General features: G+C 72.4%; 23 protein-coding genes. 18 read left to right on the forward strand and 5 right to left on the reverse strand.

All coding sequences use genetic code 11. The features are described from left to right. Positions 1–102 precede the first annotated feature (102 nt). The 13 genes from iolC to ACFYYN_RS08180 all read left to right on the forward strand — a co-directional run bounded on the left by iolC (position 103) and on the right by ACFYYN_RS08180 (position 13,413). Positions 103–1,050, forward strand: a complete 948-nt coding sequence (gene iolC, locus ACFYYN_RS08120) for a 5-dehydro-2-deoxygluconokinase (RefSeq protein ID WP_500357024.1) — start codon at positions 103–105, stop codon at positions 1,048–1,050. A gap of 32 nt (positions 1,051–1,082) precedes the next feature. Further along, the gene (locus tag ACFYYN_RS08125) at positions 1,083–1,961 is read left to right on the forward strand and encodes a Cgl0159 family (beta/alpha)8-fold protein (RefSeq protein ID WP_499514772.1); all 879 of its coding nucleotides are present in this window, start codon (positions 1,083–1,085) and stop codon (positions 1,959–1,961) included. Between the two features lie 38 nt (positions 1,962–1,999). Continuing rightward, positions 2,000–2,905 (forward strand): 5-deoxy-glucuronate isomerase, encoded by a 906-nt coding sequence (gene iolB, locus ACFYYN_RS08130; protein ID WP_500545117.1) that lies wholly within the window; start codon positions 2,000–2,002, stop codon positions 2,903–2,905. After that, entirely contained in the window at positions 2,905–4,776 is a 1,872-nt protein-coding gene (iolD, locus tag ACFYYN_RS08135) for a 3D-(3,5/4)-trihydroxycyclohexane-1,2-dione acylhydrolase (decyclizing) (RefSeq protein WP_500545118.1), read from the forward strand. The genes iolB and iolD overlap by 1 nt, the downstream gene beginning before the upstream one ends. A 101-nt stretch (positions 4,777–4,877) precedes the next feature. Then, positions 4,878–5,678 carry a GntR family transcriptional regulator gene (locus ACFYYN_RS08140; protein ID WP_500545119.1) on the forward strand — a complete coding sequence of 267 codons (801 nt, stop codon included), beginning with the start codon at positions 4,878–4,880 and terminating at the stop codon, positions 5,676–5,678. A gap of 134 nt (positions 5,679–5,812) precedes the next feature. After that, positions 5,813–6,775, forward strand: a complete 963-nt coding sequence (locus ACFYYN_RS08145; RefSeq protein ID WP_500545120.1) for a sugar ABC transporter substrate-binding protein — start codon at positions 5,813–5,815, stop codon at positions 6,773–6,775. Further along, entirely contained in the window at positions 6,772–7,794 is a 1,023-nt protein-coding gene (locus tag ACFYYN_RS08150; RefSeq protein WP_500545121.1) for an ABC transporter permease, read from the forward strand. Before ACFYYN_RS08145 ends, ACFYYN_RS08150 begins: the two co-directional genes overlap by 4 nt. Beyond that, positions 7,791–8,570, forward strand: a complete 780-nt coding sequence (locus tag ACFYYN_RS08155) for an ATP-binding cassette domain-containing protein (RefSeq protein ID WP_500321614.1) — start codon at positions 7,791–7,793, stop codon at positions 8,568–8,570. The genes ACFYYN_RS08150 and ACFYYN_RS08155 overlap by 4 nt, the downstream gene beginning before the upstream one ends. Before the next feature lie 199 nt (positions 8,571–8,769). Beyond that, positions 8,770–9,888 (forward strand): ROK family glucokinase, encoded by a 1,119-nt coding sequence (locus tag ACFYYN_RS08160; protein WP_499514778.1) that lies wholly within the window; start codon positions 8,770–8,772, stop codon positions 9,886–9,888. A 5-nt stretch (positions 9,889–9,893) separates the two neighbouring features. Further along, positions 9,894–10,415 (forward strand): hypothetical protein, encoded by a 522-nt coding sequence (locus ACFYYN_RS08165; RefSeq protein ID WP_500545122.1) that lies wholly within the window; start codon positions 9,894–9,896, stop codon positions 10,413–10,415. Between the two features lie 84 nt (positions 10,416–10,499). Further along, positions 10,500–11,783 carry a bifunctional 3-oxoadipate enol-lactonase/4-carboxymuconolactone decarboxylase PcaDC gene (gene pcaDC, locus ACFYYN_RS08170; protein ID WP_500545123.1) on the forward strand — a complete coding sequence of 428 codons (1,284 nt, stop codon included), beginning with the start codon at positions 10,500–10,502 and terminating at the stop codon, positions 11,781–11,783. Between the two features lie 130 nt (positions 11,784–11,913). Further along, positions 11,914–12,561, forward strand: coding sequence for an MBL fold metallo-hydrolase (locus ACFYYN_RS08175; protein ID WP_500321611.1), 648 nt, complete (start codon positions 11,914–11,916; stop codon positions 12,559–12,561). Positions 12,562–12,633: 72 nt separating this feature from the next. After that, a complete protein-coding gene (locus ACFYYN_RS08180) occupies positions 12,634–13,413 on the forward strand; it encodes an exodeoxyribonuclease III (protein WP_500333342.1) in 780 nt (259 codons plus the stop codon). On the opposite strand, the gene ACFYYN_RS08185 is transcribed toward ACFYYN_RS08180, so the two are convergent. Continuing rightward, positions 13,338–14,195, reverse strand: coding sequence for an SMI1/KNR4 family protein (locus ACFYYN_RS08185; RefSeq protein ID WP_500545124.1), 858 nt, complete (start codon positions 14,193–14,195; stop codon positions 13,338–13,340). The genes ACFYYN_RS08180 and ACFYYN_RS08185 overlap by 76 nt on opposite strands. Before the next feature lie 109 nt (positions 14,196–14,304). Between ACFYYN_RS08185 and ACFYYN_RS08190 the strand changes: the two genes are divergently transcribed. Further along, the gene (locus tag ACFYYN_RS08190; protein WP_499514784.1) at positions 14,305–14,643 is read left to right on the forward strand and encodes a cupin domain-containing protein; all 339 of its coding nucleotides are present in this window, start codon (positions 14,305–14,307) and stop codon (positions 14,641–14,643) included. Positions 14,644–14,648: 5 nt separating this feature from the next. Continuing rightward, a complete protein-coding gene (locus ACFYYN_RS08195; RefSeq protein ID WP_500357013.1) occupies positions 14,649–15,089 on the forward strand; it encodes a DUF6278 family protein in 441 nt (146 codons plus the stop codon). Positions 15,090–15,105: 16 nt separating this feature from the next. Here ACFYYN_RS08195 and ACFYYN_RS08200 read toward each other — a convergent pair whose 3' ends face one another. Further along, a complete protein-coding gene (locus ACFYYN_RS08200) occupies positions 15,106–15,966 on the reverse strand; it encodes a helix-turn-helix domain-containing protein (RefSeq protein ID WP_500545125.1) in 861 nt (286 codons plus the stop codon). 145 nt (positions 15,967–16,111) lie between these two features. Here ACFYYN_RS08200 and ACFYYN_RS08205 point away from each other — a divergent pair, with 145 nt between their 5' ends. Continuing rightward, positions 16,112–16,633, forward strand: a complete 522-nt coding sequence (locus ACFYYN_RS08205; RefSeq protein WP_500357012.1) for an ATP-binding protein — start codon at positions 16,112–16,114, stop codon at positions 16,631–16,633. A 29-nt stretch (positions 16,634–16,662) separates the two neighbouring features. Next, complete coding sequence (locus tag ACFYYN_RS08210; RefSeq protein WP_326571765.1) at positions 16,663–16,947, forward strand: TfoX/Sxy family DNA transformation protein; 285 nt, start codon at positions 16,663–16,665, stop codon at positions 16,945–16,947. Between the two features lie 72 nt (positions 16,948–17,019). On the opposite strand, the gene ACFYYN_RS08215 is transcribed toward ACFYYN_RS08210, so the two are convergent. Continuing rightward, positions 17,020–17,766 (reverse strand): GntR family transcriptional regulator, encoded by a 747-nt coding sequence (locus ACFYYN_RS08215; protein WP_500545126.1) that lies wholly within the window; start codon positions 17,764–17,766, stop codon positions 17,020–17,022. Between the two features lie 74 nt (positions 17,767–17,840). Next, on the reverse strand, positions 17,841–19,469 hold the full coding sequence (locus ACFYYN_RS08220) for a CocE/NonD family hydrolase (protein WP_500545127.1): 1,629 nt from the start codon (positions 19,467–19,469) through the stop codon (positions 17,841–17,843). A gap of 210 nt (positions 19,470–19,679) precedes the next feature. Here ACFYYN_RS08220 and ACFYYN_RS08225 point away from each other — a divergent pair, with 210 nt between their 5' ends. Beyond that, the gene (locus ACFYYN_RS08225; RefSeq protein WP_500545128.1) at positions 19,680–20,594 is read left to right on the forward strand and encodes an SGNH/GDSL hydrolase family protein; all 915 of its coding nucleotides are present in this window, start codon (positions 19,680–19,682) and stop codon (positions 20,592–20,594) included. A 51-nt stretch (positions 20,595–20,645) separates the two neighbouring features. Here ACFYYN_RS08225 and ACFYYN_RS08230 read toward each other — a convergent pair whose 3' ends face one another. After that, positions 20,646–21,401, reverse strand: a complete 756-nt coding sequence (locus ACFYYN_RS08230; RefSeq protein ID WP_500321602.1) for a hypothetical protein — start codon at positions 21,399–21,401, stop codon at positions 20,646–20,648. Between the last annotated feature and the right edge of the window lie 32 nt (positions 21,402–21,433).

Below are 21,433 nucleotides of genomic sequence, written 5' to 3' on the forward strand. Positions count from 1 at the left end.
TCGTATGTAAGGACATAGTGTTGACATCGCGCGACCGGGCGGGCTAGACCTGACAGGGCCGCAGAGCGACCCCCCGGTGACGCACGACGAGGAGTCACGCCCATGACCGAGCCGTACGACCTGATCACGATGGGCCGGATCGGGGTGGACCTCTACCCCCTGCAGACCGGTGTGCCGCTGCCCCAGGTCGAGACGTTCGGCAAGTTCCTCGGGGGCTCCGCCACCAATGTTGCGGTCGCCGCGGCCCGCCTCGGCCGCAGCACCGCGGTCATCACCCGCACCGGCGACGACCCCTTCGGCGCCTACTGCCACCAGGCCCTCAAGGAGTTCGGGGTCGACGACCGCTACGTCACCCCCGTCGCCGCGTACCCGACGCCGGTCACCTTCTGCGAGATCTTCCCGCCGGACGACTTCCCGCTCTACTTCTACCGGCTCCCCAAGGCCCCCGACCTCGAGATCCACGCCGCCGAACTGGACCTCGACGCCGTCCGGACCGCCCGCATCTTCTGGATGACCGGGACCGGCCTGTGCGCGGAGCCCAGCCGCACCGCCACCCTCGCCGCCCTCGAGGCCAGGGCGCGGCGCGGCACCACCGTCTTCGACCTCGACTGGCGCCCCATGTTCTGGAAGGACCCGGACGAGGCCCGTCCCTACTACGCACGGGCGCTGGCCTCGGCCACCGTCGCCGTCGGCAACCTCGACGAGTGCGAGGTCGCCACGGGGGTGCGCGAACCACGTGCCGCGGCCGAGGCGCTGCTCGCCGCCGGTGTCGAACTGGCCGTCGTCAAGCAGGGCCCCAAGGGCGTCCTGGCCGTCCACCGCGACGGCAGCACCGCAGAGGTCCCGCCGGTGCCCGTCGAAGTGGTCAACGGGCTCGGCGCGGGCGACGCCTTCGGCGGCTCCCTCTGCCACGGGCTGCTCGCCGGCTGGGACCTGGAGCGGATCATGCGCCACGCCAACGCCGCCGGCGCGATCGTGGCGTCGCGCCTGGCCTGCTCCTCCGCGATGCCCACCGCGTCGGAGGTCCAGGACCTCCTCGACCGCGGCTGACGGTCCGTCCTCTGCCCGAAAGTGAGCTCCTCTTGAGCATCAGCATCTCCGACCTGGTGAAGGTGCGGACCCACCATCCCGAGGCGATCGCCGAAGCCGCCGCCCGCCGCGTCCGCCGCCCGCTCGTCGGCGACAGCGGCCGGCTGATGATCGTGGCCGCGGACCACCCCGCGCGGGGCGCGTTCGCCGTGGGCGACCGGGAGTTCGCCATGGCCAACCGCGTCGACCTGCTGGAGCGGCTGTGCACCGCGCTCTCCCGCCCCGGCGTGGACGGGGTCCTCGGCACCGCGGACATCCTGGAGGACCTGCTGCTGCTCGGCGCGCTCGAGGGCAAGGTCGTCATGGGGTCGATGAACCGCGGGGGCCTCGCCGGTGCCTCCTTCGAGCTCGACGACCGCTTCACCGGCCACCGCGCCCAGGACATAGCCCGGCTCGGCTTCGACGCGGGCAAGCTGCTCCTGCGCATCAGCTACGAGGACAGCGGCTCGCTGAGCACCATGGTCGCCACCGCCCGCGCCATCGACGACATGGCCGAGCACCGGCTCCCGGTCTTCGTCGAGCCCTTCATATCCCGCCGCGTCGACGGCAGGGTGCGCAACGACCTGAGCGCGGAGGCCGTCACCAAGTCCATCGCCATCGCCTCCGGGCTCGCCGGGACCTCCGCCTACACCTGGCTCAAGGTGCCCGTCACCGATGACGTCGACGACATGGCCACCGTCATGGAGACCTCCACCCTCCCCGCCGTCCTGCTCGGGGGAGAGGTGGGCAGGGAACAGGACGCGGTCTACGAGAAGTGGCGCAAGGCGCTGCGCCTGCCCACCGTCCAGGGCCTGGTCGTCGGCCGCACGCTGCTGTACCCGGCGGAGGGCGGTGTGGAGACCGCCGTCGACACCGCCGTCGGCCTGCTGTGACGTCCCGGTCGAACCGCGAGAAGTGCGAGGCTCACGCCATGACCAGCACCGAGAACCACCTGGCCGCAGGGAAGGCCGCCGCCGGCCCGTACGCCGTCGACGTCGACCCCCGACGGGCCGGCTGGGACCACTCCTCGCTGCGGATCCTGGAACTCGCGCCCGGCGGGCGGCACGAGTTCGCCACGGGTGACAGCGAGTGGATCGTGCTGCCGCTCTCCGGAGGCTGCGAGGTCTCCACCGGAGAAGGGACGTTCCGGCTCACCGGGCGCGAGAGCGTCTTCGCCGGCGTCAGCGACTTCGCGTACGTGCCGCGCGACGAGACGGTCACCGTCACCACCGCCTCCGGCGGCCGCTTCGCCCTGACCGGTGCCCGCTGCGACCGCCGGCTGCCCGCCCGCTACGGACCGGCCTCCGCCGTCCCCGTCGAGCTGCGGGGCAGCGGCAGCTGCAGCCGCCAGGTCAACAACTTCGGCGCCGCCGGGGTCTTCGAGTGCGACCGGCTGATCGCGGTCGAGGTGCTCACCCCGGCGGGCAACTGGTCGTCCTTCCCGCCGCACAAGCACGACGAGGACCGCGAGGGCGAATCGCGCCTGGAGGAGATCTACTACTTCGAGATCGCCCCGGCGCACGGGAAGGAGGGCATCGGCTACCAACGGGTCTCACCGTCCGGCAACGGCCGCAACACCGACGTCCTCGCCGAGGTCCGGCACGGCGACGTCGTCCTCATCCCCGACGGCTGGCACGGCCCCTCGATGGCCGTCCCTGGCCACGACATGTACTACCTCAACGTCATGGCGGGCCCGGGGGAGGAGCGCGCCTGGCTGATCTGCGACCACCCCGACCACGCCTGGGTCAGGGCCACCTGGCCGGACCAGCCCGTCGACCCGCGCCTTCCCCTGTACACCGCCCCCGCCGTCACCGACGAAGCCCCCGAGAGGTCCTGATGAGCAGCCAGTCCGTACGACGCCTCACGGTCGCCCAGGCGCTGGTGCGGTTCCTGTCCGCGCAGTACACCGAGCGCGACGGGGTCCGTCGCCGGCTCGTCGCCGGCACGTGGGGCATCTTCGGCCACGGCAACGTCGCCGGCATCGGCCAGGCCCTGGTGGAGTACCGGCAGGAGATGCCCTACCACCAGGGCCGCAACGAGCAGGCCATGGTGCACGCCGCCGTCGGCTACGCCCGTCAGCTCAACCGGCTGTCCGCACAGGCCGTCACCACCTCCATCGGCCCCGGGGCCACCAACCTCGTCACCGGCGCCGCGCTCGCCACCGTCAACCGGCTGCCGGTGCTCCTGCTCCCCGGCGACTCCTTCGCCAACCGCCTCCCCGACCCGGTGCTGCAGCAGCTGGAGCACACCCAGTACGGCGACGTCTCCGTCAACGACGCGCTGCGCCCGGTCTCCCGCTGGTTCGACCGGGTCACCCGGCCCGAGGCCCTGATCCCGTCCGCGCTCCAGGCGATGCGGGTGCTCGCCGACCCCGCCGAGACCGGCGCCGTCACGCTCGCACTCCCGCAGGACGTCCAGGCCGAGGCGTACGACTGGCCGGAGGAGTTCTTCGCCGAGCGCGTCTGGCACGTACGGCGTCCCGTCCCCGAGGCCGCCGAACTCGCCGCGGCCGCCGAGGCGGTGCGCGCCGCGCGGCGCCCGCTGATCATCGCGGGCGGCGGTGTCCACCACAGCGAGGCCGAGCCCGCCCTGCAGGCGCTGGCCGAGGCCACCGGCATCCCGGTGGCGTCCACCCAGGCCGGCAAGGGCTCGCTGCGCCACGACCACCCGGCCGACCTCGGCGGCGTCGGGCACACCGGCACGGCCGTGGCCGACGACATCGCGCGCACCGCCGACCTGGTCATCGGCGTGGGCACCCGCTACACCGACTTCACCACCGCCTCCTCCACCCTCTTCGCCGCCCCCGGGGTGCGCTTCCTCAACCTCAACGTCACCGGCTTCGACGCCCACAAGCTCGGTGCCCGCACCCTGGTCGGCGACGCCCGCGCGAGCCTCGAAGCCCTCGCCGGGGCCGTGGCGGGACACCGCGTCGACCCGGCGTACGAGGCCGAGTACCGCGCGGGCAAGGAGAGCTGGGAGCGCGTGGTCGACGCCGCGTACGCCGCGGAGGACACGGACCGCCCCACCCAGACCCAGGTGCTCGGCGCGCTCGACTCGGTGGTCGGCGACGACGACGTGGTCATCAACGCCGCCGGCTCCCTCCCCGGTGACCTGCACAAGCTGTGGCGCGCCCGCTCACCGCGGCAGTACCACCTGGAGTACGGCTACTCCTGCATGGGCTACGAGATCCCCGCCTCCATCGGCGTGCGGATGGCCGCGCCCGACCGGCCGGTGTGGGCGCTCGTCGGGGACGGCACCTACCTGATGATGCCGACGGAGATCGTGACCGCCGTCCAGGAGGGTGTGAACGTCAACCTCCTCCTCATCCAGAACCACGGCTACGCCTCCATCGGCGGACTGTCCTCCGAGGTCGGCGGCGAGCGCTTCGGCACCGCCTACCGCTACCGGGCCGCCGACGGCTCCTTTACCGGCGACCCGCTCCCGGTGGACCTCGCCGCCAACGCCGCCAGCCTCGGGATGGACGTGCTGCGCGCCCGGACGGTGCGCGAGCTGCGCGAGGCGCTGGCCGCCGCCCGTGCCTCCGACCGCCCGACCTGCGTGTACGTCGAGACCGACCCCACGCCGACGGCCCCCGCCGCCCAGGCCTGGTGGGACGTGCCGGTCGCCGAGACCGCCTCGCGGGAGGCGGCCGTCGAGGCCCGCAAGTCCTACGAACGGCACCTGGGCGACCGCCGCCGCCACCTGTGAGGCGGCTCCAGGAACCCGCTACCACCGACCGCGCCACCGACCGCACCGGCCCGCCCGCGGGCCCTTCGAGAAGGGGTGGACCCAAATGTTCGGACAATGTGATGTCAGAGTTTCCTGAGATCGAGACCGGCGGATACGCTCCCCCTGTGTCCAAAGCAGAGTCCGCGCCGCTCGAGTTCGAGGTGGACCGCTCCAGCCCGGTGCCGCTGTACTACCAGCTCGCCCAGCAGCTGGAGGGCGCCATCGAGCACGGCAGGCTCGCCCCGGGCAGCCTCCTGGGCAACGAGATCGAACTCGCCGGACGGCTCGGCCTCTCCCGGCCGACCGTCCGGCAGGCCATCCAGTCGCTCGTGGACAAGGGACTGCTGGTGCGCCGTCGCGGCGTGGGCACCCAGGTCGTGCACAGCCAGGTCAAGCGGCCCCTGGAGCTGAGCAGCCTCTTCGACGACCTCCAGGCGGCCGGGCAGAGCCCCGCGACCCAGGTGCTGCGCAACGAGACCGAGCCGGCCTCCGCCCAGGTCGCCGCCGCCCTCGGCCTCGCCGAGGGCAGCGACGTCGTCGTCCTGCAACGGCTGCGCTTCACCCACGGTGAGCCGATGGCCCACATGTGCAACTACCTGCCGCCCGGACTCCTGTCCCTGGACAACGCCAGGCTGGAGTCCACCGGCCTGTACCGCATGATGCGCGCCGCCGGGATCACCCTGCACAGCGCCCGTCAGTCGGTCGGCGCCCGGTGCGCCACCGAGGCGGAGGGCGAGCTGCTCGCCGAGGACCCCGGGGCCGCGCTGCTCACCATGAACCGGACGACGTACGACGACACGGGACGGGCCGTCGAATACGGCACGCACATCTACCGCGCCTCCCGCTACGCCTTCGAGTTCCAGCTCCTCGTACGGGCCTGAACGACCGCGGAACCCCCCCTTCCGCAAGCATCGCACCCTGTGACGGATACTTGGTCGGTTCCAAGACCTGCAGGGAAAGGCACGACGTGGAGAGCGCGAACAGGGGAAAGCGTGCGCTCGGTGCGCTACTGACAGTGGTCATCGGTGTGACGCTGGCGGGTTGCAGCAGCACCGGGGGCCTGCGCGCGGAGCAGCGGGCCAAGGAGGCCCAGGCCAACGGATCGGCCGTCGACACACCGAAGTGGACGGTCGCCATGGTCACCCACGCCGGTGCCGGGGACAGCTTCTGGGACATCGTCCAGAAGGGTGCCCGGCAGGCCGCGGCCAAGGACAACATCAAATTCCTGTACTCCAACAGCGACCAGGGCAAGGACCAGGCGCAGCTGGTGCAGACCGCCATCGACCAGAAGGTCGACGGCCTGGTCGTCACGCTCGCCAAGCCCGAGGCCATGAAGGACGTCGTCCTGAAGGCGGAGAAGGCCGGCATCCCGGTCGTCACCATCAACTCCGGGTCCGCCCAATCCAAGGAGTACGGCGCCCTGGCGCACATCGGCCAGGACGAGACCGTCGCCGGCGAGGCCGTCGGCGACGAGCTCACGGCGCGCGGCAGGAAGCACGTCCTGTGCGTGCTCCACGAGCAGGGCAACGTGGGCCACGAGCAGCGCTGCGCGGGCGTGAAGAACACCTTCGCGGGCACGACGGAGAACCTCTACGTCAACGGCACCAACATGCCGGACGTCCAGTCCGCCCTCCAGGCCAAGCTGGCGGCCGACCGTTCCATCGACGCCGTCGTGACCCTGGGCGCGCCCTACGCCGCCACCGCCGCCAAGGCGAAGGACCAGGCGGGCAGCCGGGCCGAGGTCGACACCTTCGACCTCAACGGCCAGGTCGCGGGCGCGCTGGAGGACGGCACCATCGGCTTCGCCGTCGACCAGCAGCCGTACCTGCAGGGCTACGAGGCCGTCGACCTGCTGTGGCTCTACCGGTACAACGCCGACGTGCTCGGCGGTGGCAGGCCCGTGCTCACCGGCCCGCAGATCGTCACCAAGGACGACGCGGCCGCGCTGAAGGACTACGCGAAGCGGGGCACCCGATGACCGCGGACAGCCTCGCGCCCCCGAGACGGCTCGGGCACCGCCTGCTCAGCCGCCCCGAGCTCGGGGCCGTCGTCGGCGCCGTGGCCGTCTTCGTCTTCTTCTCGGTGGCGGCCGACTCCTTCCTGCGGCCGGCGAGCCTGGGGACCGTCCTCTACGCGGCGTCCACCATCGGGATCATGGCGGTGCCGGTGGCGCTGCTGATGATCGGCGGCGAGTTCGACCTGTCGGCGGGCGTGCTGGTCACGTCCTCCGCCCTGGTGTCATCGATGTTCAGCTACCAGATGACGGCGAACGTCTGGGTGGGCGTGGGCGTCTCGCTGCTCGTCACCCTCGCCATCGGCTTCTTCAACGGCATCATGCTGGCCCGCACGAAGCTGCCCAGCTTCATCATCACGCTGGGCACCTTCCTGATGCTCACCGGCCTCAACCTGGGCTTCACCAAGCTCATCGACAGCACGGTCAGCACCAAGTCCATCTCCGACATGGAGGGCTTCGCGTCGGCGCGGGCGTTGTTCGCCTCGCACCTGACGATCGGCGACGTCGACCTCCAGGTGACCATCCTGTGGTGGATCGCCCTGGTCGCCGTGGCCACGTGGGTCCTGCTGCGCACCCGCGCCGGCAACTGGATCTTCGCCTCCGGCGGCGGCCCCGACGCGGCCCGCGCGGTCGGCGTCCCCGTCACCCGTACGAAGACGGGCCTGTACATGGCCGTCGCCTTCTGCGCGTGGATCTCCGGGCAGCACCTGCTGTTCTCCTTCGACGTCGTGCAGTCGGGGGAGGGCATCGGCAACGAGTTCCTGTACATCATCGCCGCCGTGATCGGCGGCTGTCTGATGACCGGCGGCTACGGCTCCGCCATCGGCTCGGCGGTCGGCGCGTTCATCTTCGGCATGACCAGCAAGGGCATCGTCTACGCGGAGTGGAACCCGGACTGGTTCAAGTTCTTCCTGGGCGCCATGCTGCTGCTGGCGACGCTGCTCAACGCCTGGGTGCGCAAGCGGGCGGAGGCGGCGAAGTGACGGTCCTGGTGAAGCTGACCGACGTCAGCAAGGCGTACGGGCACGTGCGCGCCCTGGAGGGCGTCTCCCTGGAGGTGCACGCGGGGGAGATCACCTGCGTCCTCGGTGACAACGGTGCGGGCAAGTCCACCCTGATCAAGATCATCGCCGGGCTGCACCAGCACGACGGGGGCACTTACGAGGTCGAGGGCGTGCCCGTACGCCACGCCTCCCCCCGCGAGGCCCTCGACCGCGGCATCGCCACGGTCTACCAGGACCTGGCCGTCGTCCCGCTGATGCCCGTGTGGCGGAACTTCTTCCTCGGTTCCGAGCCGAGGAAGGGCCGCGGCCCCTTCAAGCGCCTGGACGTCGCCATGATGCGGGAGACCACGCGCACGGCACTGCGCGACATGGGGATCGACCTGCGCGACGTGGACCAGCCCATCGGCACCCTGTCGGGCGGGCAGCGGCAGAGCGTCGCCATCGCCCGGGCCGTGCACTTCGGGGCCAAGGTGCTCATCCTCGACGAGCCCACGGCGGCACTCGGCGTCCGGCAGTCCGGCGTCGTCCTGAAGTACGTCGCCGCGGCCCGGGACGCCGGGCTGGGTGTGGTCCTCATCACGCACAACCCCCATCACGCCCACCTCGTCGGCGACCGCTTCGTCCTGCTGCGCCGCGGCACGATGACCGGCTCCTACACCAGGGACGGGATCACGGTGGACGAGCTCACGCGGGAGATGGCCGGCGGCTCGGACCTCGAGGCCCTCGCGCACGAGCTGCGCCGCCCGGCGCCGTGAGGGCGGGTGGGCGGCCCCCGGCCGTCCACCCGCGCACCCGCTCCGTCGGCGCCCGGGGCAGCGGGCCACGCCCCCGCCGGCCCCGGCACCTAGAATCACTCGGAGAAACGCCCCCGACCCCGGAGAGACGAACCTTGCGAGCGACGACCGAGCAGCAGTTCGGGACCGAGTCCGGGATCGGATCCACGGGGGTGAACCGATGAGCATGTACCGAGGTGCCGCCCGCTCCTCCAGCAGTTCCACACTCCTGAGCACGGTGGGCCGCCGCGAGCGCCGCTCGCACCTCACCGCGCCCCGGGTCCCCACCGTCGGCATCGACATCGGCGGCACCAAGGTGATGGCCGGCGTCGTCGACGCGGACGGCACCATCCTGGAGAAGCTGCGCACCGAGACCCCGGACAAGAGCAAGAGCCCGAAGGTGGTCGAGGACACCATCACCGAGCTCGTCCTCGACCTGTCCGAGCGGCACGACGTGCACGCCGTGGGCATCGGCGCGGCCGGGTGGGTCGACGCGGACCGCTCCCGGGTGCTCTTCGCCCCCCACCTGTCCTGGCGCGACGAGCCGCTGAAGGCCCGCCTCACCGAGCGCCTGCGGGTCCCCGTCATGGTGGACAACGACGCGAACACCGCCGCGTGGGCGGAGTGGCGCTTCGGCGCCGGCCGCGGTGAGAACGACCTCGTCATGATCACGCTGGGCACCGGGATCGGCGGCGCCATCCTGGAGGACGGCCAGGTCAAGCGGGGCCGCTACGGCGTCGCGGGCGAGTTCGGCCACATGCAGGTCGTGCCCGGCGGCCACCGCTGCGCCTGCGGCAACCGCGGCTGCTGGGAGCAGTACAGCTCGGGCAACGCCCTGGTGCGCGAGGCCCGCGAACTCGCGGCGGCGGAGTCCCCTGTCGCGTACGGGATCATCGACCGGGTCGACGGCCAGGTCCGGGAGATCACCGGACCGCTCATCACGGAGCTCGCCCGTGAGGGTGATCCGATGTGCGTCGAGCTCTTCCAGGACATCGGCCAGTGGCTGGGCGTCGGCATCGCCAACCTCGCCGCCGCCCTGGATCCTTCCTGCTTCGTCATCGGCGGCGGCGTCAGCGCGGCCGACGACCTGCTGATCGCCCCGGCCCGCGACGCCTTCCGGCGCCATCTGACCGGCCGCGGCTACCGGCCGGAGGCGCGTATCGTCAAGGCGCAGCTCGGCCCAGAGGCCGGGATGGTCGGCGCCGCGGACCTGGCGCGGCTGGTCGCGCGCCGCTTCCGGCGGGCCAACCGGCGGCGGGTCGAGCGGTACGAGCGCTACGCGAAGGTCGTCGGCAAGTGAGTGCCATGCCCCCGAGGAAGCCGCCGCGCTGGGTGCAGTGGACGGTCGTCCCGCTGCTGATCCTGGTGCCGATCGGCTACGTGATCATCTCCGCCGAGCAGAGCCGGGACAGCGGCGAGGAGAAGCAGCAGCAGGCCGCCGCCACCACGCTCACCTACCTGTGGCCCACCAAGGTGCAGCGGCGCATCTACGAGGTGCCGATCCCGTCCGGGTCGACGCCGGTGGCGTACCTGGAGACCAACAACTGGGCCTCCAGTTCCTTCTACGTGCAGTTCCGCACCAACCAGGGCGGCCTGGACACCTTCCTCGCCCAGGTCGGCACGAGCCGCTCCGCCCTGAGGGACGGCGACGTGACCGTGAGCCCGAAGCAGGCCCGCACGGTGCGCTGGACCTTCGGCACGGACCGCCGGTGGGCCGGTCTCAAGCTCAAGCAGCACGGCGACAAGCCGGACCACAACATCACGGTCGACCTCTCCAACACGGACCACCCCGTGGTCTATGTCGTGTCCACGATAAACTTCCGCTGACCGGCGCCCAGGCGCCGCAAGGGTCCCGCGCCGTCACGGGTCCCGGACGTCCGTGCCCGCGAACGCCTCGATAGCGTGGAGCGAGTGACCGACGAGCAGACCCCCAAGACCCTCCAGCACCGCATCGACGGCCCGCAGGACGCCCCGGTCCTGGTCCTCGGCCCCTCACTGGGCACGACGTGGCACATGTGGGACCGGCAGATACCCGAGCTGACCCGGCAGTGGAGGGTGCTGAGGTACGACCTCCCGGGGCACGGCGGTGCCCCCGCCGACCCCTCGGCCTCCACCGCCGACCTCGCCGACCGCCTGCTGCGCACCCTGGACGAGACCGGCGTCGAGCGCTTCGGCTACGCGGGCTGCGCTTTCGGCGGCGCCATCGGCACCCAGCTCGCACTGCGCGCCCCGCAGCGCGTGGCCTCGCTCGCGCTGGTCTCCTCGGCCGCCCGCTTCGGGACCCCTGACGCATGGCGGCAGCTCGGCGTCGTCGTCCGTGCGAACGGCCTGGAGCAGATCGCCCTGAGCACCCCCGAGCGCTGGTTCGCCCCCGCCTTCCGTGCCGCCCAGGCCGCCATCGTGGACTGGTCCGTGCAGATGGCCCGCGCCGTCGACCCCGAGTGCTACATCGCCGCCTGCGAGGCGCTGGCCGCCCATGACGTGCGCGCCGAGCTGGGCCTGATCACCGTGCCGACGCTGGTCCTGGGCGGCGCCGAGGACCAGGTGACGCCGCCCGCCGACGCCCGGGCCCTGGTCGCCGGGATACCGGACGCGCGGCTCGCGGTCGTCCCCGGGGCCTCGCACCTGGTGCCGGTCGAGCAGCCCGCCGCCGTGGGCGAACTCCTCGTGCGCCACTTCGAGGCCACCTGGACCGAGCAGCCCGTCGCCGTGGCCCTCCCCGCGCAGCCCGCACCCGCGGCCCCCGAGCCCGCTGTGGCGGCGGCCCCCGTACGGCCCGCGCCGCAGCACGGGGGCGGCACCGCGGGCGAACGCCCGGACGCGTACGCGCAGGGCGACCGCACCCGGCGCGAGCTCCTGGGCGACGCCCACGTCGACCGGGCGGCGGAGGAGGCCGAGGAGTCCGCCGGGGACTTCGAGGAGTTCGTCACCCGCTACGCCTGGGGCGAGGTCTGGAACCGGCCCGGGCTCGACCGGCGCACCCGCAGCGTCGTCACCCTGACCGCGCTCGTCGCCGGCGGCCACCACACGGAACTGGCCGCGCACACCCGGGCCGCGCTGCGCGGCGGCCTCACCCCGGCCGAGATCGAGGAGGTGCTGCTGCACACCGCCGTCTACTGTGGGGTGCCCGCCGCCACCTCCGCCTTCGCGGTGGCGCGGCGTGTCATCCGGGAGGAGACTCGGCCCCGGGAGTGAGCCCGCGCGCACGGCGGCAGCCCGGTCGCCCCGTCAGCCCATTGCCATCCCCACCTGGATGCGGCGTGTGCGGTGCGCACGGGCCCGGCCATGATGGCCATGCAAAGGATCACCGCTCCGGAGGAGAGCCATGAAGCTGACGAAGAGGGGCCATGCCTGCGTCCGCCTGGAGAAGGACGGGCGCACGCTCGTCATCGACCCCGGAGCCTTCACCGAACCGGAGGCCGCGACGGGGGCGGAGGCGGTGCTCATCACGCACGAGCACGCGGACCACTTCAGCGAACAGCAGTTGCGCGCCGCCCTGGAGGCCGACCCCGCCGCCGAGATCTGGACGTTGAAGAGCGTCGCCGACCAGGTGTCGGCCGCCTTCCCGGGCCGGGTCCACACCGTCGGCGAGGGCGACACCTTCAGCGCGGCCGGCTTCGACATCGAGGTGCACGGCCAGATGCACGCCGTGATCCACCCCGACATCCCGCGCATCACCAATGTGGGCTTCCTCGTCGACGGCTCCGTCTTCCACCCCGGCGACGCGCTCACCGTGCCCGGCCGGTCCGTCGAGACGCTGCTGCTGCCGGTGCACGCCCCCTGGAGCAAGGTCTCCGAGGTCATCGACTACCTCCGCGAGGTCAAGCCGGCCCGTGCCATCGACGTGCACGACGGGCTGCTCAGCGACATCGCGCGTACCGTCTACGACCGGCTGCTCGGCCCCGACGGGCCCGGTGTCGGCGGCGCGGAGCACGGCAGGCTGGCCCCCGGCGACAGCGCCGACCTGGGCTGACGACCCGCTGCGGACGGCCCCCGGGGAACGCCGCGGGGCCGGTTGTCGGAGGCGGGCGGTACATTCGGGTCCATGCGCATCGCCACCTGGAACGTCAACTCGATCACCGCCCGCCTGCCGCGGCTGCTGCCCTGGCTGGAGAAGAACAGCCCCGACGTGCTGTGCATCCAGGAGACCAAGTGCGCCGAGGCGCAGTTCCCGTTCGACGAGCTGCGCGCCCTCGGCTACGAGACCGCCGTCAACGCCACCGGCCGGTGGAACGGCGTCGCCCTGCTGTCCAAGGTGGGTCTCGAGGACGTCGTCGTCGGCCTGCCCGGCGGCCCGCTGTACGAAGAGGTCGACGAGCCCCGCGCGGTCTCGGCGACCTGCGGCCCGGTCCGGGTCTGGTCGGTGTACGTGCCCAACGGCCGTGAGGTCGGCCACGAGCACTACGCCTACAAGCTGCGCTGGTTCGAGGCGCTGCGCGCGGCGGTCGCGCAGGACGCTGCGGGCGGGCGCCCCTTCGCCGTCCTCGGCGACTACAACGTGGCGCCCACCGACGAGGACGTGTGGGACCCCTCGGTCTTCGAGGGGCTGACCCACGTCACCCCCGCGGAGCGGGAGGCGCTGGCGCACCTGCGCGAGGCCGGGCTCAGCGACGTGGTGCCCCGCCCGCTGAAGTACGACCGTCCCTACACCTACTGGGACTACCGCCAGCTGGCCTTCCCCAAGAACCGCGGCATGCGGATCGACCTGGTCTACGCGAACCAGGCCTTCGGCAAGGCGGTCTCCGACGCCTACGTCGACCGTGAGGAGCGCAAGGGCAAGGGCGCCTCCGACCACGCCCCCGTCGTGGTCGACCTCGACGTCTGACCGCTCCGGGGCAGGCCCACCGCGAAGCGCCCGCCGGCCCTGCGCTGGAACTCGACGTAGCCGCGCAGGCCGGGCGGGCAGGGCAGGTGCAAGGTGACCGGATGCGCCACGTCGCGCAGGTCCACCACCAGGGCGTCGTCCGGCAGCCCGGTCAGCGCGCCGGCCAGCTCCGGGTCGGCGTCGGGCCGGGCCTGCCCCACGGGCGTGCCCCGCAGGTCGGGCCGGTAGGAGAAGACGTGCGAGGTCTCGGCGAGCCGCTCCAGCACGGCGGTGTGGTCCGGAGCCGTGCCGTCCGCCCGTTCGGGATCCGGATCCGGCTCGGGCACCGTGCGCTCCAGGGCCGTGAGCCCGGCCCGGGCCAGCAGGGTGACCCAGTCGACCAGTGACGGCGCGACGTACGCCCAGGTGTCGAGGAAGACGCCGGTCGCGGCGAACACCCGGCCCCAGGCGCCGGTGCCCTCGTCCACGTCGACGAAGAGCGTGTCGCCGCCCGACTCGTGCAGCAGGTGCGCGGAGCCGGGCGGCCCCACCGCCCAGCCACCGGGGTGCAGCCCGCGCTCCGGGGCCAGCCGGTACTCCTCCAGCCCCCCGATGCGGATCGACCGCACCCTGCCGACCAGGTGCCGCACCTCGTCGGGCAGCGGCACGCCCCACGCCGCGATCTCGGCGTCGTCCGCGCCGGGTGCCAGCCGCACCGTCCCCGGTGCCCGCGCCGCCAGTTCCTCCAGCAGCCGCCAGGCGCGGTCCGCCGCCCGTGCCGCGGCTTCCCGTTCATCCCGCATTGCATGGCCCTTCTCGCGCGGGGCAGCCTTACGTTACGTATTGTGCGGCAACGGAACGTATACAACGTGTCGTTACCGTTGGCATACGCCCGCGCGTACGCTCCCGGCCATGAAGAGCTTCTCCGTCGACATCGCCGCCGCCGTGCTCGAACCCGACCCCCTGGACCCGGAGCAGATCGTCTCCGGCTCCCCGGAGGTCACCGGAACGGTGCTGTGGCAGTCGCCCGACGGCACCCGTTCGAGGGGGATCTGGCAGATCACCCCGGGCGTGGTGACCGATACCGAGGCGGACGAGATGTTCGTGGTCGTCAGCGGGCGGGCCACCGTCGAGGTGGAGGGCGGGCCGACCCTGGAGCTCGGCCCGGGCGACGTCTGCGTCCTCCGCGAAGGAGACCGCACGACATGGACCGTCCACGAGACACTCCGCAAGGCCTACGCCATAGGCTGATGCCCATGGACATCTCCTTCCTGGACAGATGGCGCAAACGGTACGGCGAGGTCCGCGGCGCGGCCGTACCGGAGTCCCTCGCCGAGGACCCGGAAGGAGTCGCGGAACTGCTCTCCGAGTGCGAACTGCTGCGCGCCAGGGCCGAGGCCGAGGGCGTGGAACTGGACGACACGGCAGCCTCTTTGGAGCGCCTGGACCAACTGGTGCCGCGCTGGCGCGACGATCCGGACGAGCTGTCCTGGCTCGGCAACGACGCCGGGCTCTACCTCGGCACGGTCGTCGTGCGCACCGTACCGGGCGCGAGCTGGCAGATCTGGCCCAACGGCCGGCCCGTCATCCTGCTGGCCTCCGGCCGTGAACTCGACGTCGTCGAGGCCGGCCACGAGTGGGCGGAGAGCGGCACCCCGGAGCTGTCCCAGGTCCACGCCGAGGCGTCCGAGGCCTGAGCGCCGCCCGGCGCTCCTAGATGACGCGCTCGGCCTCGCCGAGCATGGCCTCGAACCAGCGGTCGAAGCCGTAGAGCACCGAGCCGGGCGGCGTGGCGGAGAGCCGGTAGACCAGCGAGCCCCGCGGGTCCGCCGGCGGTCCGATGACGGAGACGAAGGCGGCACCGTCGAGGCGCACCAACCGCCACACCGGCGCGGTGCGGTAGCGGTAGACCTCCAGCTGAATCGTTCCTTCATCGGCGAGGGCGGCGAGCATGTCCTCCGCGAAGCGCAGGCTCGACGCGAAGAAGCGCGGTGTCTCGCCGACCTCCTCCGCGATCCGGGCGACCGCGGGGCTCTCCGGGTGCAGCAACAGCAGCCGCATGCGGGGAGGAGACCCGGTCCGGCCGTCGCGGGTCAGGGGTCCCCGCAGCAGCGAGTCGCCGAGCGCCACCAGGCCCAGGGCGCGCACGCCCACCACGTCCACCGCGTCGGCGCTCGCGGCCACCTCGCGGATCTCCGCGGCCGCCTCGGGCTTGGTCAGCGCCACCGCCGCGACCTGCGGATGGTCCATCAGGTCGCGGACGCCGTACGAGCGCAGGCGGCGCGGCGCGAGCCCCATGAGCATCCGTGCGTGGTCCGGCATGCGCAGGCCCTGCGCGATCCGCTCGAACACGTCGAACCGCACCACCGAGCGGCGCCCCCGCACGATCTCGTTGACCCGGCCCTGCAGCAGCCCCGTCGCGGCGGCGATGCGCGACTGGCTCGCGCCGCCGTACTGCTGTGCGAACCGCAGGATCGCCCCGGCGTCGCGGGCCCGCAGGGCCTCCCGTATCTCCTTGCGTTCCCAGGCCCACGCGGGGATCTCGACGGCATCGCCGGCAACCGGTCCCGACATCCACGACTCCCGTCCGTACCGGCGCCGATTCCTTCCACCGGCGTTACCAGCGGGTATGTCGTGGTGAGAATAGCGCGGGGGTATCGCGTGCACGTGTGCTTCACGGAATGCTCGGCGCCACCTACGACACCTGTGAGGTGGTCACATGGGGGACAACCTGGCCGCACAGCCCCCGTTCCGGCGCGTCGCCCCCGGCGCCGACCGCGGTGCCGGAGACGAGTCCCCTCCGGATACCCTCCATACCCACGGTCCGGCGGCCGAACCCGTCCCGGCCCCACCCGCCACCGTCCTGCTGGGTGAGGTCTTCCTGCCCGCCGACGACCTGGCGCCCGCCCAGGCGCGCCGCATCCTGGCGGCGACCCTGGACGCGTGGGACCTCGGGTACCTGATGGACCCCGCGAGCATCGTCCTCGCCGAGCTCGTCTCCAACGCCGTGCGGCACGCCGGGGGCCGGCGCGTGGGCGTCACGCTGTCGCGGCGGCTGACGCTGGTGCACATGTCGGTCCGCGACGGCTCCCGCACTCCGCCCTGCCTGGTGCTGACCGGGCGGGTCCCCGACACGACGGGGAGCGCCCGCGGTCTTCAGGTGGTTTCCGCCCTCACCTACCGCTGGGGGACAGACCTCCTGCCGGGCGGCAAGCGTGTCTGGGCCGAGATCGCCGTCTGACGGGGCGTCGGGAGGTGCATGATGGGGTCATGGACTCCCTGCAGCAGATGCCCAACATCGGCGCGGTCCTGGCCGAGCGCCTTCGCAGCGCCGGTGTGCCGGACGCCGACGAGCTGCGCCGCCTCGGATCCGGAGGGGCCTTCGCGATGATCCGCGAAGGGCTTCCCGAGGACGCCTGCACCCACACCCTGCTCGCCCTCGAGGGCGCGATCCGCGGTACCCGCTGGACCGCCATCCCCAAGGCCGACCGCGACGCGCTGGTCGGCCGGGTGCTCGGCGAGGGCCACGCGGGCGCCGCAGCCGGAGGCCGTTAGCGATCGCACGCCACCACCGGGCCGAGGGGCGCGGCCTCGCCGGGTCCGGCCACGCGCCCGCCCGGCAGCCGGTCAGGACGAGAAGTCGATGCTGTACGCCACACGCCAGCGGTCGGCGCGGATCACCGTGTCCGAGGTCTCCACGGCGCGGTCGTCGGCGTCGAAGTACGTCCGCTGGACCGCCGTCACGCACTGGCCGTGCGCACAGCCGAGGGTCTGCGCCTCCCAGCCGGTGGCGGGCCGCGACTCCAGGACCTCGCGGGCCCGCACCACGCGGACCCCGATCGCGGCCAGCCGTCCCCGCACACCACGGCGGGCGTAGGGGCCGCGTTCGGGGTGCGCGACGTCCGTGCCGTCGGTGATGGCCAGCGGTTCCCAACTGGTCGCGAGCTGCACGGGCCGGCGGTTCGCCAGGTACTCGTAACGGGTCATCACCACCGGGTCGCCGGTGGCGATGCAGAGCCGCTCGGCGATGGCCGGCGGGGCGGTCGTGGTGACCGTCGAGGACTCCCAGTCCACCGCTGCGGCGTCACCGGCGACCCGTGTGGCGAAGGGTGAGTCGACGGCGCCGGTGCCGCGGTCGAGCGTCCCCCGGGCCGAACGGTCGATCACGAACACCCCGCGGCCGAACTGCCCTTCGACGTAGCCCGCCGCCTTCAGCACGCGCACCGCCCGGTCGACGGTCTGGTCGCTCGCCCGGTAGGCCTCCTTGAGCCGGGAACGGGAGGGGATGCGGGACTCGGGCTTGAGGAGTCCCTCGTCGATCCGCCGCATGAGGTCGTCGGCGATCCACTGGTACACCGGCGCCGGCTCGGCCATCCCCGCTGTCCTCTCTCCCGCTCCTGGCACGACGTTAGGTACGCAGGCCACAGCTGCGTACCGAGGTACGCACGCTACGGGAGTGACGGTCGGCGAAGCGGCAGGGTGAGCCGGGACGGGTCCGCCGCCGGGGAGGAGAAGGCCAGCCCGGAGAAGGCCGGGTTGTGCTCGATGTAGAGGGGGTCGACGGTGTCCACGACCACGGACAGGCGGTGGCCGGCCGGGACGTCGTAGGCGGTGGAGTACAGCTCCAGGTCCACCGTGAAGGGGCTTCCCGGGGTGCGGTCGGTGAAGGTGCAGGGGGCGTGCGTGATCAGCTTGCCGATGCCGAAGGAGTTCACGTCGTACAGGTAGGCCACGAAGGTGCCCCGGGAGGCCGAGGGCGTCACCGTGGTGTGCAGCACGGGGGTGCCGCGGACCTGCTGCACGGTCTCGTCGCGGGGACTCTGCCAGACCGCGGCGAAGGCGCGCGGCAACAGCGGTACGGAGACGACGGGCGGCGCCTGCGCGAGCTGGTCGGCGAGCGAGGAGAGGAAGATGATGCCGCCGTCCGCGCCCGAGTCGACGTTCGCGGCGATGCGGCGGGTGCCGTCCAGCGGCAGCTCGCGGGCGGCCGAGGGTACGGCCGACCAGCTGCCGTACCCCTCGTAGCCGCCACCGCTGCGGGAGGCCAGGCGGACCGGCTGCTCCTTGTCGATGCCGTTGTCCACGCCCTTGAGGTGGTGGTCCAGCCAGCGCCGCGTGTCGGACCAGACGTCGTTGGGCAGCCCGAACAGCCCCGTGATCTCCGGTGTCGCGTGGTCGCCCGGGCGGAACTCCAGGCGCTTGGGGACGGTCAGCCGGTCGTAGAACGAGGCGAGCTGGTTGGGCGAGAAGATCGTGTCGCCCCAGGCGTTGGCGAGCATCACGGCGGTGCCGTTGGCGTTGATCCGGTCGAGGTAGGTGCCGGGGGAGCGCAGCCGGCTCCAGGCGATCAGCTCGTCCTCCTGGTCGTAGTCGGAGGCCAGGAAGTCGGTGAGCACCCGCTGGAACTCGGCGCTGGGCCGGCCCGTGAGGTGTCCGGCGGCGCCGAGCAGCAGGGAGGACTGCAGGTGCTGGGTGCGGCCGCCGTAGATGGACTCGGTCAGGTCCGCCCAGCCGCTGAGCGCCGCCACCGCCTTGACGCGGGGGTCGTGCGCGGCGCCCATGAGGGTCAGTCCGGCACCGTAGGAGACGCCGGCCATGCCGATCCGGCCGGGGTCCGCGGGGGTGTTGGCGAGCGTCCAGTCGATGACCCTCGAGATGTCCGCGACGTCGAGCGGCCCGGCGACGTCGATCGTCCCGCCGGAGAGGTAGAAGCCGCGCGCGGTGTAACTCACCACGACGTAGCCGGAGTCGGCGAGCTTCTGCGCCTGGGCCAGGTACTGCAGGTCGTTCAGGCCCCAGCTGCTGGGGAGGACGACGGCGGGATAGCGCGCACTTGCGTCGCGACCGCCGTTACCCGAAGGGGTGAAGACGTTCCCCTTGAGGGTGATCCCGCCGGCTCCCGGGATGTCGACGAAGCGGACGGAAGGGGCGGCGGTGCCCGCCGCGCGGGCCGTGCCGGCCGCGGTGCCCGGGCCTGCGACCGGGGTCGCGTGTACGGCGGGGGCCGCGATGCCCAGTGCCGCGGTGGCGAGCAGGACGGCGGAAAACGTTCCCGCGGTGGTACGAGGCGCTCTCATGGCGGCTCCAGAATGTCCCCGTGACAAAGTGACTGGAGAGTAACCAGAGCCGCTTACCGTTGGTAATACGTCTGCATGTTACGCGCCAGTAACGATTGCCCTGAGCTGAGGGAACGTCAGTCCATCGAGCGAACTTGCGACGCATCCATTGACTTCGGCCACGCGGGACGCCGAATCTGAACCCGTCAGCGTCGACAGGGGGAGGGCCCGATGGGTGTCGGACGTGCATCGATCCTGGGAGCGGCCGCGGCGGCGGCCGCGCTCGTGCTCACCGCGGTGAGCACGGTTCCGGCCACCGCGCACTCGCGCGACGGCCACCATCAAGGCAGCGGTCACGGCAATGGCCACCGGGACGCGTACGTCGCGCTCGGGGACTCGTACACGTCGGGACCGCTCATCCCCGACCAGGTGGACGCCAATTGCGCCCGGTCGAACCGGAACTACCCCTCGTTGGTGGCGGGGCAGCTGAGAGGCACCACCCTGACCGACGTGAGCTGCGGCGGGGCCACCACCGCCGAGATGTGGAAGGCGCAGGGCAGCAACCCGCCGCAGCTGGACGCCCTGAGCCGGCGGACCTCCCTGGTCACCCTGCAGATCGGCGGCAACGACGTCGGCTTCGGGAGCATCATCCGCACCTGCGCCGGCGCCGCGGTCTCCGACCCGACCGGCAATCCCTGCGAGAAGTACTACACGGCGGGTGGAACCGACCAGTTGCGGGCCGCCGTGGAGCAGACGGCACCGAAGATCGACGCCGTGCTGGACGCCATCCACCACCGCGCGCCGCGGGCCCGCGTCGTGGTCGTCGGCTACCCGGCGCTGCTCCCCGACAGCGGGGTCGGCTGCCGCCCGGCCGTGCCCTTCGCCGACAAGGACTTCGCCTACCTCCGGGACACCGAGAAGCGGCTCAACGCCATGCTGGCCCGTCGTGCCAAGGCCGCCCACGCGACCTACGTCGACACCTACACCCCGACCGTCGGCCACGACATGTGCACGGCCCCCGGCGTCCGCTGGATCGAGCCGCTCACGCCCGCCGCTCCGGCCGCGCCCGCCCATCCCAACGCGCTGGGCGAGAAGGCCATGGCCGCTGCCGTCCTGGACCGGATGTGCGTGCGCGGCCACATATGACGGGGCCGCGGGGGCCCGTGCCCCCGCGGCCGTCCGCCCGGTCCCGGGCCGTCACTCCGCGGCGACGGCCACCGGCGGGCTGGCGGGGGTCTTGGCCTCGCGGGTGACGTCGGCAACGACCTCCACCACGTCGGGTCCGTAGGCGTCGGAGTTGACGACCTTCAGCAGCAGGCAGAAGGTGCCGTCCACCCCGTACTTGCGGGACAGTCGCTGGTAGTGGCGGGCGAGGTAGCGCACGGCGGCCTGGTTGGTCACCCCGCGCTGGCCGGAGGCGAGGAAGACCGGGCGGTTGTTCCCGGTGTTCTCGTTGGCAGCCAGCCGGGCCAGGAAGACGTACTCCACCTTGCCCTTCTCCATACGGTAGGTCTCGCCGCCCACGGTCAGCGCGCCCTGGTCCTCGACGGGCCCGGTGAAGTCGTTGACCTGGAAACCGGGCAGCATGGAGCGCAGGTGCGCCGCCATGCGGTGGTTGGATATCGGACCACCGACGCAGAACTCGGTGCGCGCGCCGAAGCCCTGCCAGGCGGTGTCGTGGGGCAGGATCTCGGCGTGCGCCCCGCACTCCTTGATCAGCGCGGACAGTTCGATCAGCGCGAAGACGTCATGGCGCGCCACGCTCCATCCCCGTGTCGAGCCCGGATCGCGGTTGATCACCAGCAGGCACTCCGAGCCGGTGGGCAGCCCGAAGAAGCGCTGTTTGCGCCGCAGCTTGCGCCGCCACAGGTACGTGCGGACGAACCAGCCCAGCGCGGCGCTGATACCGCTCGCGGCGAGTCCCAGGACGAAGTTGCGCACGTCGTCGCTCATGGGCCGGGATCGTAGTTGAGGCGTTCCTGACG

This window comes from Streptomyces sp. NPDC001902 (genome assembly GCF_042891295.1).
Lineage (GTDB): Bacteria > Actinomycetota > Actinomycetes > Streptomycetales > Streptomycetaceae > Actinacidiphila.